13 protein-coding genes, 1 other RNA gene and 1 pseudogene are annotated in these 14,410 nt (G+C 47.1%); 5 read left to right on the top strand and 10 right to left on the bottom strand.

Annotated elements, in window-relative coordinates; genetic code table 11:
• Window positions 1-7: 7 nt before the first annotated feature.
• The 5 genes and pseudogenes from MUA00_RS01770 to smpB form a co-directional block, all read right to left on the bottom strand.
• Window positions 8-1,765, bottom strand: a complete 1,758-nt coding sequence (locus tag MUA00_RS01770; protein ID WP_271121419.1) for a P-loop NTPase family protein — start codon at window positions 1,763-1,765, stop codon at window positions 8-10.
• Entirely contained in the window at window positions 1,758-2,846 is a 1,089-nt protein-coding gene (locus tag MUA00_RS01775; RefSeq protein ID WP_271121420.1) for a hypothetical protein, read from the bottom strand. Before MUA00_RS01775 ends, MUA00_RS01770 begins: the two co-directional genes overlap by 8 nt.
• Before the next feature lie 243 nt (window positions 2,847-3,089).
• Window positions 3,090-4,347: pseudogene (locus MUA00_RS01780) on the bottom strand (integrase arm-type DNA-binding domain-containing protein).
• 165 nt (window positions 4,348-4,512) lie between these two features.
• Window positions 4,513-4,876, bottom strand: a transfer-messenger RNA (tmRNA) gene (gene ssrA / locus MUA00_RS01785).
• 82 nt (window positions 4,877-4,958) lie between these two features.
• A complete protein-coding gene (gene smpB, locus MUA00_RS01790) occupies window positions 4,959-5,441 on the bottom strand; it encodes an SsrA-binding protein SmpB (RefSeq protein ID WP_121264295.1) in 483 nt (160 codons plus the stop codon).
• Window positions 5,442-5,594: 153 nt separating this feature from the next.
• Between smpB and MUA00_RS01795 the strand changes: the two genes are divergently transcribed.
• Window positions 5,595-6,032, top strand: a complete 438-nt coding sequence (locus tag MUA00_RS01795; RefSeq protein WP_271121421.1) for a type II toxin-antitoxin system RatA family toxin — start codon at window positions 5,595-5,597, stop codon at window positions 6,030-6,032.
• Entirely contained in the window at window positions 6,022-6,309 is a 288-nt protein-coding gene (locus MUA00_RS01800) for an RnfH family protein (protein ID WP_271121422.1), read from the top strand. Before MUA00_RS01795 ends, MUA00_RS01800 begins: the two co-directional genes overlap by 11 nt.
• 40 nt (window positions 6,310-6,349) lie before the next feature.
• On the opposite strand, the gene bamE is transcribed toward MUA00_RS01800, so the two are convergent.
• The 3 genes from bamE to nadK form a co-directional block, all read right to left on the bottom strand.
• Complete coding sequence (bamE, locus tag MUA00_RS01805) at window positions 6,350-6,694, bottom strand: outer membrane protein assembly factor BamE (RefSeq protein WP_271121423.1); 345 nt, start codon at window positions 6,692-6,694, stop codon at window positions 6,350-6,352.
• A gap of 220 nt (window positions 6,695-6,914) precedes the next feature.
• Window positions 6,915-8,576, bottom strand: a complete 1,662-nt coding sequence (recN, locus tag MUA00_RS01810) for a DNA repair protein RecN (RefSeq protein ID WP_271121424.1) — start codon at window positions 8,574-8,576, stop codon at window positions 6,915-6,917.
• 86 nt (window positions 8,577-8,662) lie between these two features.
• Window positions 8,663-9,556, bottom strand: coding sequence for an NAD(+) kinase (gene nadK / locus MUA00_RS01815; protein ID WP_271121425.1), 894 nt, complete (start codon window positions 9,554-9,556; stop codon window positions 8,663-8,665).
• 118 nt (window positions 9,557-9,674) lie between these two features.
• Here nadK and grpE point away from each other — a divergent pair, with 118 nt between their 5' ends.
• Window positions 9,675-10,253 (top strand): nucleotide exchange factor GrpE, encoded by a 579-nt coding sequence (gene grpE / locus MUA00_RS01820; protein WP_271121426.1) that lies wholly within the window; start codon window positions 9,675-9,677, stop codon window positions 10,251-10,253.
• Window positions 10,254-10,403: 150 nt separating this feature from the next.
• Here grpE and MUA00_RS01825 read toward each other — a convergent pair whose 3' ends face one another.
• Window positions 10,404-11,690: an HlyC/CorC family transporter gene (locus MUA00_RS01825; RefSeq protein WP_271121427.1), complete on the bottom strand. Its 1,287-nt coding sequence runs from the start codon at window positions 11,688-11,690 to the stop codon at window positions 10,404-10,406.
• Window positions 11,691-11,716: 26 nt separating this feature from the next.
• Window positions 11,717-12,505 carry a cytochrome C assembly family protein gene (locus tag MUA00_RS01830; RefSeq protein ID WP_271121428.1) on the bottom strand — a complete coding sequence of 263 codons (789 nt, stop codon included), beginning with the start codon at window positions 12,503-12,505 and terminating at the stop codon, window positions 11,717-11,719.
• 172 nt (window positions 12,506-12,677) lie between these two features.
• Here MUA00_RS01830 and ffh point away from each other — a divergent pair, with 172 nt between their 5' ends.
• Window positions 12,678-14,039 (top strand): signal recognition particle protein, encoded by a 1,362-nt coding sequence (ffh, locus tag MUA00_RS01835; protein WP_271121429.1) that lies wholly within the window; start codon window positions 12,678-12,680, stop codon window positions 14,037-14,039.
• 113 nt (window positions 14,040-14,152) lie between these two features.
• Complete coding sequence (gene rpsP / locus MUA00_RS01840; protein WP_271121430.1) at window positions 14,153-14,401, top strand: 30S ribosomal protein S16; 249 nt, start codon at window positions 14,153-14,155, stop codon at window positions 14,399-14,401.
• Window positions 14,402-14,410: the final 9 nt, after the last annotated feature.

Raw genomic sequence — 14,410 nt, forward strand, 5'->3', positions numbered from 1 at the left:
GGCTTTATTATATTGTTTCCAACAAGGAGAATGCATCATCTAGTAAAAACTGCTCGTTAATGTTTAATTCTTGTTTTCGTAAAAACGATCTTATAGATTGTGCCTCCCCAATGCAAATTTGTTTAGCATTTCCAGAGAAGTATTTGTTGTTGATTTCATTAATGTCGAAAAGTGGATCTCCATTTAGTTGGTTTTTGTCTTTTTTATATTCAGCCACAGTGAATAATATCTGTTTGTTATTCCTTGCTTCGTTTCCTAGAAAACCGAAAATAAGTTCTCTATTCCCAGTGTCAATATCTTCTTTAAATACAGCATCTAATAAAAAAGGGAATTTATGTATTGTAGATCTTTTGTCAATTAATTGATGAAATGAAAAATGGTAAGCCATAATTATTTTATGTAGTTCGACACCTTGGTAAGGAAAAGATGTAATGGAATAAAGATTCTTATACCTTGAGCTATCTGGGATTTTTACTTCCAAATACGCAGCCTTCTCTTGAAATATTTTAAAGAATTCTTTCTCTATTCCATAACGTAGTTTATCAATTTCTGTATCGTTCGCTAAGTTATCTATATCTATTTGCAGGTCTGATATTTTTTTATCGTAAATACTTTCTTTGCTTTTAATTTCATTTAACATGTTAATGTTTGAATGATGATTAAGCCAGTTATCAAATCCTATATTTTCAATTCTTGATTCTGTTAATACCTTATATTCACTGTTAATTAGCTCGCTACTGTTTTTTATCTTTTTTTCAACGGAATTTAATGAGGATGAGACTGCTTTGATTTCATCGGAAACACGATCCTTTTGCTTTAAAGCATCATTAATATCTTGAGTGTATATATATAACTCTCGGATATCACCGGGTAAAGTTTGTTCACATACAGGGCATCTGTCTACTCGCGGTTTTTGTAGCTTTAAATTTCGTATTGTTTGCAAAAGTACTTTTTGTCGTCCCCGAAGCATACTTAGCTTGTTACATAATTTTTCATAATTAGCTTCTTCTGAAAGTAATGTCGTTGCTAACGAATCATAAGTCTCCAAATAATCAAGAGCCTTTCCTTTGAATCGAGATTCTAATATTTCAGATAGTTTTAGGGAGCTATCTTTTGATTTATATTGAATTAATTGATTTCGCTCATATTCAAGTTGTTGTTTTTCTTTTTGCAACGTATATTTTTGTAATCTGTCGGTGCGATTTTTTAGCCCTGTGTAATAATCAAGGTAGTCAAATTTAAAATCTTTGTAAAATCGATAATCACCAATCGATTCTCTTAGGTAAACCCATCCAACTGACTGTGATATGTAGAATGGTAAAAATGCTGCCTCAATTGGCGCATTGGTAAAATCAGTTTGTTTTTGTAATGTTAGTTTAAAGTCAAATAGCTGATTAAATAACTCTTTATATCTTCCGTATTCAAACGAGCTATTCCCATTGATACCATCAAACCTTATGGGTGGTTTATCAGCAATTCGAATGACAAGGGTGTCGTCTAATCGAACAAAAACAACTTTTTCAAATGTATTTTTTTTCTGTATTTCACACTCAAGTCGAAAAATCACATTCTCATTGATTATGTCAATTAGATTCTCCTTTGAGTCATTAACCCCCATAGAGTAAAGAATTGATTGCATTAATGTACTTTTACCAGATGTGTTTCTACCATGAATAATATTAACTAGATCTCCAAACTCAGTGCTAAAAAAACCTTTACTATTTATAGAATACGCTAGTATATTTTTCAGAATTAACTTAGCCATACATTCCTCTTGTTTCTACATATGCAGCTATAATTGCGAAAGCAATCATATGTTTTTCTAGCCTTGAATTATATGTTGTAACATAAGTCTGATATAATTCAGTAATACAATCAGCTTCGTTTATATGTTTGTCATCAATATGTGTATTTTCAGATACATATTTATAGATCTTCTTATATTCTAATTGTTGAATATCTTTAAAGAAATCAAAACAGTTATCTAAAAGTTCTTGCGCCCTTCTTTTTATAGGGAGCTTTATAAGCAATCCCTTTGCTAAATCATCTGCATGAGCTCGCCAAAAGTTGAAAGCCTTTTTGCTTTCTGTGAAAATATTAAATGTCGCATCTATTTTTTGTTTAGTAAGACGCTTTGACTTATCTGTAAGTAAAACATATCCACCATTATTATATGTTAACTCTATATCTTGAAGTAGAGCCATTAGAGTGGTTATTACTGCTTCATGATCGCTAACTTTGCAACCTAAAACCTCAGTGGATAAACCAGTTAGAATTCTTTTCCATCCTTTATGGTTTTGGGGGAGATCAATAAAGCTAAATTTTACATTGGATAATTGTCTAAAATCTGCAATCTTTCCATCTGTTAGTTTTGTTTGAATATTTTCTTTGATTTCATCGTGAAGCGCGGAATAATTTATGGATGTGTTTGATACTTGTATTTTTTCAACGTGCTGTTTTTTATCTTTTATTTTTTTACTCTGAAGATAAATATTTCTATTTGTTAGAAAAGATAGAGTGTGTCCGTAATTATCTGACTTTGGATGCTTATCATTTAGAAGCTCATTTCCTACGAGGGACATTTTCCCAATAATCTCACAAAATGCTTGATCCGTTTTCCAGTCATCTCTTGATTTTTTAGCTTGATAAGTATTAATGGTATTAATACAGCCATTTTCATCAATAAAAGCAAAAAGAAAATCCTCATGATGCTCAACGCATATGAAATAATCTAGCTGCTGTGAGTTTAGTTTTTCGTAATCATCAAAAAGAAGGTATACAACACAACATCGCTGGAAGGTATAACCTGAGCCACCTTCGACTCCCGAATTGACGCTTTCTGACATTTCGTTATCCCTGTTAATCAACTTCATTACGTGAGCTTAATGAACATATGTTTAACATCATTATTACGTATGAAATACACACATACCTTTTCAACAGAATATTATAGAATTGCTTGAAAATCACCTAACTCCCTACAAATTGTGGAGTTTTAATGTTCAAGTGTGATGAAGTCCTGGTAAGGTCTGTTATCCATTCAGACATCATTGTTTCTAAAAATCTGCAGAAAAAATAGTGGTGTAGTCTCAAGCCGCAATAGCCTTATGTTTTTGTGCCTGAACATAATCTCCCCACCACTGCATTAACGTTGCTCTTTCTGCCAGATACTCAGCTCGGTTGTAGGCCGCAATAATCTCATCTTTTTTGGAGTGAGCGAGAGCAGCCTCAAGAACATCTGTTCTGAACTTACCGCATTCTTCAGCAGCAGTTCTTGCGATAGATCGCATACTATGAGCAACCAGTTCACCACCTAATCCCATACGAATTATCGCTGCATTGGCAGTTTGTTCATGCATGTGGGTTAGTGGAGTTTTTATGCGGGGGAACACCCATTCACGATAGCTACTGTATTTGCCCCTTGATGATCCAGCTACTGATAGATCGCATCGTCTCGAGGATACGTAGTGCTTCTTTACTTAGGGGAATTTTATGTGGACGTTTCATCTTCATAAATTCAGATGGGATATTCCAAGTATTATTTTCTAAATCTATGTCTGCCCACCGCGCACGAACAGCCTCGCCCGGACGAACCCAGGTCAACAGTTGCCATTCAATCAGCATACGTGTTTCCAGACGGACTGAGGCATTAGCTAAGGAAGCCATAAATCTTGGCAGTTCGCTGGGGGGAAGGGCAGGCATATTTTGCTTTTTGGGTTTACTGAAACGTTGACCGAGATTGTCAGCAGGGTTGAACTCAATGAGTTCCTCAGTAGCTGCATAGCGGAAAATTTCATTCAGTCGTGAAATAATTCGCCGTAAGGTTTCCAGAACACCGCATTGCTCAATCGGATCAAGATGCTGCTTTAAGAGCTTAGGGCGTATTTCTTTGATAGGGATATTACCCAAACCGGGTAAGATGTTTCGTTCAAGGCTACGCCAAATGTCTTTTGCGTGGTCTTGTGTGATACCTGAGGTTTTTACCTTCTCATCTAACCACTTTCTTGCAACAGCTTGCAGCGTATTCTCAGTAGCATCTTTTATCGCGTTAGCTTTTTTTTCGTTGTGGGTTTGGGGATCGATGCCATTAGCAAGCAAGGATAGATATTCATCACGTAAAGCTCTTGCTCTTGCCAATGTAAGGTGCGGATAGGTCCCAATACTCATTTTTGTGCGCTTTTTAGTCACTGGCACTGCATACCTGAAATGCCAGTTTTTCTTGCCACCCTTTGAGAGGGGAGCGATTCGTAGAATCAAGCCATCACCGTCAAACAAGTTGATTTCTTTGTCCGAAGGTTTGGTGCTTTTGATTTCAGTATCTGTAAGTTTTTTTGCGAGTTTTGCCATTTTGGGACCCTCAAGTTTTGGACCCTTTGCGTTGGGTCCCAAAAAGGGTGCCATAAGGAGTAGCTTCTAGCAATTCTCAGTAGACTTCAATAGACGTAAAAAAGCCCGCGAGGCTGGTTCCAAGCGGGCTTAGTAGACTTCAGTATACGTCATAATACTAAAAAGTGGTGGAGCTGGCGGGAGTTGAACCCGCGTCCGGAATTCCTAGACCGTCGGCACTACATGCTTAGTCATATCTTTACATTCGCCGGGCAACTGCGGACAGACACGCCATTACCAAACTATCCTGATTAAGTTTAATGCTTCAACCCCAGGCAAGGCATCCACACGATCTCTTTTGGGTTTGACCTCTCTTGATCCCCGTCCTAAGAGCGGAGGCTAGGGAGAGAGGGCTCTTAGCAGGTTATTAAGCTGCTAGGGCGTAGTTTTCGTCGTTTGCGACTATTTTTTTGCGGCTTTTTACGAGGCCAACCGCCCCTCGGCATGCACCTTGGGTTTCGCAAATCCCGTCGAATCCAGAATCAGCCCCACAAGTGTTTTGTAAGTATAACAGAGTTGTGTCGTCCGTTACCAGCCCTTTGCCTTATCTGGTAACGCTTACGCGGTAGTAATCAGCGACCCGCATGTTTCATGATGCGCGCTTTATCCAGCGCCCATTCGCGGTCTTTCAAATCGGTACGTTTATCGTGCTGTTTCTTACCTTTAGCGACACCGATTTTTACTTTGCACCAGGCGTTTTTCCAGTACATGGAAAGCGCAACGACAGTGTAACCATCGCGATTGATACGGCCGTATAAGTTATCCAGCTCGCGTTGGTTTAGCAGTAGCTTACGGGTGCGCGTTGGGTCGCAAACCACATGGCTAGAAGCGACGTTCAGCGGAGTAAAGTTTGCGCCGAACAAAAAGGCCTCGCCATCTTTCAGAATGACGTAGCTGTCGCTGATGTTGGCTTTCCCGGCGCGCAGTGTTTTAACTTCCCAGCCTTGCAGTACGAGACCCGCTTCAAATTCATCCTCGATAAAGTATTCGTGGCGGGCGCGCTTATTCTGCGCAATGGTGGCTGAGCCTGGTTTGTGTGCTTTTTTCTTTGTCATAGTGCTGCTCAGTATACGCAATCAAGAGTTCAAAGACACCCCGCTTCACTGCGGGCGGAAAGCAGATATCTTAGCATGTCCCGGGGCGAGAATTTTTCATTGCGCGAGGATAAATGTTATTATTTGTAGGTTGGATGACTCACAGGAAAAGCTATGCCTCAGATTAGCCGTACTGCCCTGGTGCCTTACAGCGCGGAGCAGATGTATCAGTTAGTGAATGACGTGAAATCCTACCCGGAATTTTTACCTGGCTGCACCGGCAGTCGGGTTATTGATGCTTCCGCCAGTCAGATGACGGCGGCGGTAGATGTCTCGAAAGCGGGCATCAGCAAGACGTTCACCACGCGTAATACATTAACCAACAATCAGAGCATTTTGATGCACCTTGTCGACGGGCCGTTTAAGTCGCTGATGGGGGGCTGGAAATTTACGCCGCTAAGTTCGGATGCCTGCCGCATTGAGTTCCAGCTTGATTTCGAATTCACCAATAAGCTGATTGAACTGGCGTTTGGCCGCATCTTCAAAGAGCTTGCGGGCAGCATGGTGCAGGCTTTCACCGTGCGGGCCAAAGAGGTTTATAGTGTCGCCTGATATCAATGTCGAGGTGGTTTACGCACTGCCTGAAAAGCAGTATTTGCGTCAGGTAAAACTGGCGCAGGGCAGTACGGTGGCGCAGGCGATAGAAGCTTCCGGTCTGCTGGAACTGCGCAGCGATATCGATCTGAATAAAAATAAAGTCGGTATTTTTAGTCGCCCGGTAAAACTCACCGATACGGTGAACGAAGGCGACAGGGTGGAAATCTATCGCCCGCTGATTGCGGATCCCAAAGAGTTGCGGCGTCAACGCGCGGCGCAATCACAAAAATAAAAAAGGCGCTTTAAGCGCCTTTTTTCATTTCCATCTCACCTTACTGATTTTTTTCAAGCTTCGGCTTGTTATCAATATTGGTTAATACACCGCTGCTGTTGAAGGTCAACGTCAGCGTTTGCTGCGTGACGCCTTCATGGCCAGGTTGCTGGCGGAATACGTAGAACCAGGTGTTGGTGCCGAACGGGTCGGTCATCATCGGCGTACCCAGTGCATAAGCAACCTGCTGTTGAGTCATACCGGTACGGATCTTCGACACATCATTCTGTGTCAGGTAGTTCCCCTGGTTAATATCAGGGCGGTAAACCACTCGCTCCAGAGTGGAACAGCCTGCGGTCAACATAAGAAGAACCGCTGCGGCGGCAGTCAGCGTTTTACAGCGCATAGTGATTTGATTCCTTTTCGGGCCCGAGCAGCACGTGGCTCATTCGTAATATGCCGATGATAATAAACCTTTTCGCAGTTTAAAACCTTAAGGCGCTCAACTCAGACCCTGGGAAGCCAAAAAAGTTGGCTCAAAACCTGTCCAATTGCCAAACCGTTAACCGAATGCTGCTTTTTTGAACGACGGACGGCAGATTACTCTGCCGCGTCGTTAAATAAAATTAAGCCGCCAGCAGCTCTTTAGCGTTAGCCAGCGTGTTGCGGGTGACTTCGCTTCCGCCAAGCAAACGAGCCAGTTCCTGAAGGCGAGAACGTTTATCCAGCGGTTGCATATGGGTTTCCGTCATTTCACCGTCGGTTTCTTTGCTGACAAAGAAGTGGTGATGCCCACAGCCTGCAACCTGCGGCAGGTGCGTTACGCACATTACCTGCGTTGATTCGCCCAACTGACGCAGCAGTTTGCCTACCACAGCCGCCGTTGGCCCGCTGATACCGACATCCACTTCATCGAAAATTAATGCCGGGGTTTCCATCTTACGGGCGGTGATTACCTGGATTGCCAGGGCGATACGCGACAGTTCGCCACCGGAAGCGACTTTTGCCAAGGGTTGCAGAGGTTGACCCGGATTGGTGCTGACGCGGAAATCAATACGATCGGCGCCTTCTGCGGTCAGATGGTTTTCATTGAACTCAACGTCAATAGCCAGTTTGCCGTGCGGCATAGAAAGGGAATGCATACTTTCCGTAATGAGCTGGCACAGTTCGGCTGCGTAATGGGTACGGCGCAGATGTAATTCATGAGCCACGGAGAGCGCCTGCTGGTGATGATGCGCTACCGCCTGCATCAGTTCCTCCTGCGAAGTGGCCTGCATGTCGAGCTGTTGTTGTTCATCAAGCAGTTTCTGGTGGAACAGCGGTAACTCTTCCGGCGATATATGATGCTTGCGCGCCAGATTTATCTGCCGGGATATGCGTTGTTCCAGTTCGTACAGGCGATTCGGGTCCAGATCCAGGCGGTCGCTATAATGGCGTAGCTCGTCGCTGGCTTCGGAAATCTGTATGGCGGCTTCTTCAAGCATATCCAGCACGCCGGAAAGTTTATTATCCATACCGACAAGTTCGCTCATTAACTGGCGTGCGGTATGGAGCTGATTTTGCAAATTGCACTCTTCACCATCGGCAAGAATATCCAGCGCCTGCTGGCTGGTAGAAAGCAGTTGCCCGCTGTTGGCAAGTCGTTTGTATTCTTCGTCGATTTGTTCGAACTCGCCGGCAACGGGCGCAAATTCGTTAAGCTCTTTTAGCTGATAGTGCAGCAGCTCTGCGCGAGCGGCGCGTTCCTGGGAAAGCTGCTGGTGCTGAGCCAGAGAGCGGCAGCTTTGATGCCAGGCGCGATAACCTTCCGCCATTTGTGCGAGAAGCGTGTGCTCGCCTGCGTAGCCGTCCAGGAGGTTTTTTTGATGTTCAGGTTTTAGCAGAAGCTGATGCGCATGCTGGCCGTGGATTTGGATAAGTAACTGACCGAGCTCGCGCAGTTGAGAAAGGGGAACCGCGGTGCCGTTGATAAAGCCACGCGAGCGGCCATCGCTGCTGATAACGCGACGCAGCAGGCATTCACGGCCTTCTTCGAGCTGATTTTCTTCCAGCCAGCGCTGGGCTGCAGGGGTATCTTTTAGAGAGAAGCGGGCGCATAAATCGGCGCGGCTTACGCCCTGACGCACCATATCTGCTTCTGCCCGGCCGCCCAGGCACAACCCTAAGGCATCAATCGCAATAGATTTACCGGCACCGGTTTCGCCGGTAATGGCCGTCATGCCGTGGTGAAAGTCGATTTCCAGTTCACGAACGATTGCGAAATTACTGATGGTAAGTTGTGCCAGCATAGCTACCTTCCTGTATATAACAACATAGCTGTAGTTACGTACAGTATATCCTGGTTGTTTATACAGTAAAGTGGCATGAGCTTATTTTAGAATAATTTTTTTGACCAGCCGAGTTTTGAGCTCAACGTGTTGAAATAGCTGTAGTCTTTCGGGTGTATCAGATTGAGATGGTAGTCGCAGCGACGGATCAGTACATCTTCTCCTTCCTGAATCGGCAGGGCGATTTGGCTGTCGCAACTGATTTCTAAATCGCTCCGCATGTGCGAAAAGCGCAGGCGAATGGTGCTGCTACTATTGATAACTAAAGGACGCGCTGAAAGCGTGTGTGGGAACATCGGCACAAGCGTAATGGCGTCCAGAGAAGGCGTCAAAATTGGGCCGCCAGCGGAAAGCGAATAGGCCGTCGAGCCGGTAGGCGTTGAGATAATCAGGCCGTCGGAACGCTGTGAAAAGGCGAAGACCTCATCGATATAGACTTCAAATTCAATCATGTGCGCGACTTTTCCGGGATGCAGCACTACTTCATTGATGGCTGTGCTCAGGCGAGTTGGCGTGTCGTGCTGGCATACCTGAGCTTCCAGCAGGAAGCGTTTTTCGCTGATGTAATGCCCTTCCAGCACGTCGGCCAGTTGCTGTTGCGCATTATCGGGATCGAGATCGGTAAGAAAGCCGAGGTTGCCACGGTTGATGCCGATAACCTTTATGTCATAGCGGGCAAGCACGCGTGCTGCGCCAAGCATGTTGCCGTCGCCGCCGACAACAACCGCTAAATCGGCAAGCTGCCCGATTTCGGCAAGCGTGCCGGTTTTGACATTTTTAAGGTTCAGTTCCTGGGCAATTTGCTGCTCCACAATGACGTCGTAGCCTTTACCGCATAGCCAACGATAGAGCATTTCATGCGTGGTCAGTGCCGTAGGGTGACGAGGATGCCCGACAATACCAATGCAGTTGAAATGAGTGTTCGCTAATTTGGTGGTCATCGTGGTGGTCCTTATACGCAGACGTTTATGACAATATGTCACGTTCCCTTGAATCCCGGAAACTGATCCCCATAATAAGCGAACCAGCGAGATGAATGCTAAAAACGCGGAGAATTTCATGAGTAGTAAAGAACAGAAAACACCAGACGAGCAAGTCCCGGACGATATTGCAATGGAAAGCCACGACGAAGTAGAGGCCGTAGAAGGCGTCGAGGTGGATCCGCGCGACGAACAAATTGCCGACCTGACTGCACAGCTTGAAGAAGTCCAGCAGCGCGAGCGCGATAGCCTGCTGCGCACCAAAGCTGAGATGGAGAACCTGCGTCGTCGTACCGAGTTGGATATCGAGAAAGCGCACAAATTTGCGCTGGATAAATTTGTGAACGAGCTGCTGCCGGTCATCGATAGCCTGGACCGCGCCCTTGAAGTTGCTGACAAATCCAACCCGGATCTGGCGGCAATGGTCGAAGGTATTGAGCTGACGCAGAAATCGATGCTGGATGTGGTTCGCAAGTTTGGCGTGGAAGTGGTTGGCGACATTAATGTGCCGTTCAACCCGGATGTTCACCAGGCTATCGCCATGGTTGAGTCCGAAGAGGTTGCGCCAAACCATGTACTGATGGTGATGCAAAAGGGTTACACCCTCAATGGCCGCACCATTCGCGCTGCAATGGTTTCCGTAGCCAAAGCGAAGTAACCGATCCCAGGCCAGGGTGGTAAGCGTGAGCGCCATCCACCACACAGCGGCTCAACATCTTGCGGCGGATGGCGCTTCGTTTATCCGCCCTACAAAGAGATTTGTCAGCACACTCAAGCCAGCCCTTAACGGCTGGCTTTTTTTTGCCTGTTACTCTTCAACGCTCTGGCGCAGCGGTTTCACCGGCGTGACGCGCACCTGCTTAATCATATTGTCCTGCACGTCGAGAATATCTATATCGTAATGGGTGATGCGCACCCGGGTGTCGTTCGCCGGGATCTCCTGCAACTCCTCCAGCAGCATGCCGTTTATGGTGCGGGCATCGTCTTCCGGCAGCGTCCAGTTAAAGGCTTTGTTGATTTCGCGCACGTTGGCGCTGCCTTCAATGATCACCGAGCCGTCATTTTGTGGCATCACTTCTTCAGCAAGCGTTGGCGACATTGACGTGGTGAAATCGCCGACAATCTCTTCGAGGATATCTTCCACGGTGATCAGCCCCTGAATATCGCCATATTCGTCTACCACAAGGCCGACTTTCTTTTTATTGCGCTGGAATTTCACCAGTTGCACGCTCAGCGGCGTGCCTTCCGGCACAAAATAAACCTCATCAGCGGCCCGCAGCAAAGTCTCTTTGGTGAACTCCTGCTTTTCTGTCATCAGACGATATGCCTCGCGCACACGCAGCATGCTGATGGCATCGTCGAGCGTGTCGCGATAAAGCACAATGCGCCCGTGCGGGGAATGGGTTAGCTGGCGCACAATTGATTTCCAGTCATCGTTGATATCGATGCCAACGATTTCATTGCGTGGGACCATGATGTCATCAACGCTTATCTTTTCCAGATCCAGCACCGAAAGGAGCATGTCCTGGTTACGGCGGGAAATTTTAGCGTGTGATTCATGCACAATGGTGCGCAGTTCATCTTTACTGAGCGCGGCGCTGATGATGTTATCGGTTTTAATGCCCACCATACGCATCAGCATGCGGGTAATAACATTCAACAGCCACACCAGCGGCATCATGATGATTTGCAGCGGCCCAAGCAGGAAGCTGCTCGGGAAAGCGACTTTTTCGGGATAGAGCGCGGCAATGGTTTTCGGCAGCACTTCGGCAAAAACCAGCACCACGAAAGTGAGGATGCCGGTAGCAATGGCTACGCCAGCATCGCCGTAAAGGCGCATACCCACGATGGTGCCGATGGCGGAGGCGAGAATATTCACCAGGTTATTGCCGATAAGAACAAGGCTAATCAGGCGGTCTGGCTTACAAAGTAATTTTTCCACGCGTTTAGCGGCGCGGTTGCCTTGCTTGGCAAGGTGGCGCAGGCGATAGCGGTTTAACGTCATCATGCCGGTTTCGGAGCCGGAGAAGTACGCTGAAACCACCACCATGATGATCAGGGTGACGATCAGCGTGGTGGTTGAGATGTGTTCCAAAAGGGTTGTCCTTTAAAATTGCAAAATTAGCCAACGAACTGTTGCAGAACCCGGCTACCGAAGTAGGCCAGGGTCAGGATCGCGGCGCCGGTGACGTTGAACCACACCACGCGGCGGCCTCGCCAACCTTCATGATAGTGTCCCCACAGCAAAATGATGTAGACGAACCATGCGAGGATCGATAGCACGGCTTTGTCGACATTTTCCATGCTGAAGAGATTATGCATATAAAACAGGCCGGTAGTGAGCGTCAGCGTCAACAGCACCACGCCAACCTGGGTGATATGAAACATTTTGCGCTCGATAACCATAAGCGGCGGCATTTCGGCGCTAAAGGCGAGTTTTTTGTTTTTGAGCTGGAAATCTATCCATGCCAGTTGCAGCGCGTAAAGCGCGGCGATAATCAGCGTGGCGTAGGCAAATAGCGCAAGGCCGATGTGAATCATCATGCCCGGCGTGGTTTCCAGGTGGGTGACGAATTCGTTAGGCACGAAAGTAGCAAAGGCGAGGTTAATTAACGCAAAGGCGTAGACAATCGGCAAAAGTAACCAGCCGCGGTTGCGTGAGGCGACAATCGTCATTACCGTACAGATCATCAGGCTGACCAGTGAGCCGACGTTCAGCAAGCTGAGATTCTGCCCGCCGTCATCCGCGAAAATGCGGGCTTCCAGCGCCAGCGCGTGGCTGACAAGCGCAATGATGGCCGATAAAATTGCTAAGCGGCGCCATGCGCTGTTCTTTCGAAGCAGGCCGGGGATGATCAGCGCGAGGCTGATGGAGTAGGCTACAAGCGCAAGGAGTGCGAAAACAGGCATATAAAGTGTCGGTCAATTAGCCAGAGATGAAAAAAGGCAGTATAACGTTACCTGCCGCCTGCTCCAACTCTAACCGTTACATCACACGCCGGGCGGCTTCATGTTATAATCCGCCAAATTCTGTTTTGTGTCGCGTACTGCGGCCTTAAGTTACCACGTTAGGCAAAATACAATGTTTGATAATTTAACTGACCGTCTGTCGCGTACCCTGCGCAATATCAGCGGCCGTGGGCGGCTGACTGAAGAAAATGTTAAAGAAACGCTGCGCGAAGTGCGTATGGCGCTGCTGGAAGCGGACGTTGCGCTGCCGGTAGTGCGCGATTTCATCAGCCGTGTAAAAGAAAAAGCGGTTGGTCACGAAGTTAACAAAAGCCTGACGCCGGGTCAGGAATTCGTCAAAATTGTTCGCGCTGAACTTGTTGCGGCGATGGGCGAAGAAAATGCCGTGCTGAACCTTGCCGCGCAGCCTCCTGCGGTCGTGCTGATGGCAGGCCTGCAGGGTGCGGGTAAAACCACAAGCGTGGGTAAGCTGGGTAAGTTCCTGCGCGAAAAGCACAAGAAAAAAGTGCTGGTTGTTTCTGCCGACGTTTATCGCCCGGCGGCAATCAAACAGTTGGAAACGCTTGCCGAGCAGGTTGGCGTCGAGTTCTTCCCGTCTGACGTAGGTCAAAAACCTGTCGATATCGTCAATGCCGCGCTGAAAGAAGCGAAGCTGAAATTCTTTGACGTGCTGCTGGTGGATACCGCCGGTCGTTTACACGTCGACGAAGCGATGATGGATGAAATCAAACAGGTTCATGCCGCGATTAATCCGGTTGAAACCCTGTTTGTGGTCGATGCCATGACCGGCCAGGATGCTGCGAATACCGCTAAAGCGTTTAACGAAGCGCTGCCGCTCACTGGCGTAGTGCTGACTAAAGTCGACGGCGACGCGCGCGGCGGTGCGGCTCTGTCTATTCGTCACATCACCGGCAAGCCGATCAAGTTCCTCGGCGTCGGCGAGAAAACCGAAGCGCTGGAGCCTTTCCATCCGGATCGTATTGCTTCCCGTATTCTGGGTATGGGCGACGTGCTGTCGCTTATCGAAGATATCGAAAGCAAAGTTGACCGCGCGCAGGCTGAAAAACTGGCCAGCAAGCTGAAGAAAGGCGATGGGTTCGATCTCAACGACTTCCTTGAGCAGCTCAAGCAGATGAAAAATATGGGCGGCATGGCGAGCATGATGAGCAAGCTGCCGGGCATGGGCCAACTGCCGGACAACGTCAAATCCCAGATGGACGACAAAGTTCTGGTGCGCATGGAGGCGATTATCAACTCCATGACGCTTAAAGAGCGCGCCTCTCCAGAAATCATTAAAGGTTCCCGTAAGCGCCGTATCGCGCAGGGTTCCGGCATGCAGGTGCAGGACGTTAACCGTCTGCTTAAGCAGTTCGACGATATGCAGCGTATGATGAAGAAAATGAAAAAAGGCGGAATGGCGAAAATGATGCGCGGCATGAAAGGTATGATGCCGCCAGGTTTCCCAGGCCGTTAAGCTCATTTAGATTGCTTTTTGCGCCCAAATGAGTAAAATTTTCGGGCTTTTAATATGACACCGGGTTCCGTCCCTCGATGGAGCCCGGTGTTTTATTCACTAAAGAGGATGTTATGGTAACTATTCGTTTAGCACGTCACGGCGCTAAAAAGCGTCCGTTCTACCAGGTTGTTGTTACTGACAGCCGTAATGCACGTAACGGTCGCTTCATTGAGCGCGTTGGTTTCTTCAACCCTATCGCTGGCGAAAAAGACGAGGCAAGCCGCCTGGATCTGGATCGTATCGAGCATTGGGTTGGCCTTGGCGCTACCGTTTCCGATCGCGTATCTACGCTGATCAAAGCAGCAAAAAAAGCAGCTTAATCTGTCACG

Source organism: Dryocola boscaweniae, from assembly GCF_025215095.1.
Taxonomy (GTDB): Bacteria; Pseudomonadota; Gammaproteobacteria; order Enterobacterales; family Enterobacteriaceae; genus Dryocola; species Dryocola boscaweniae.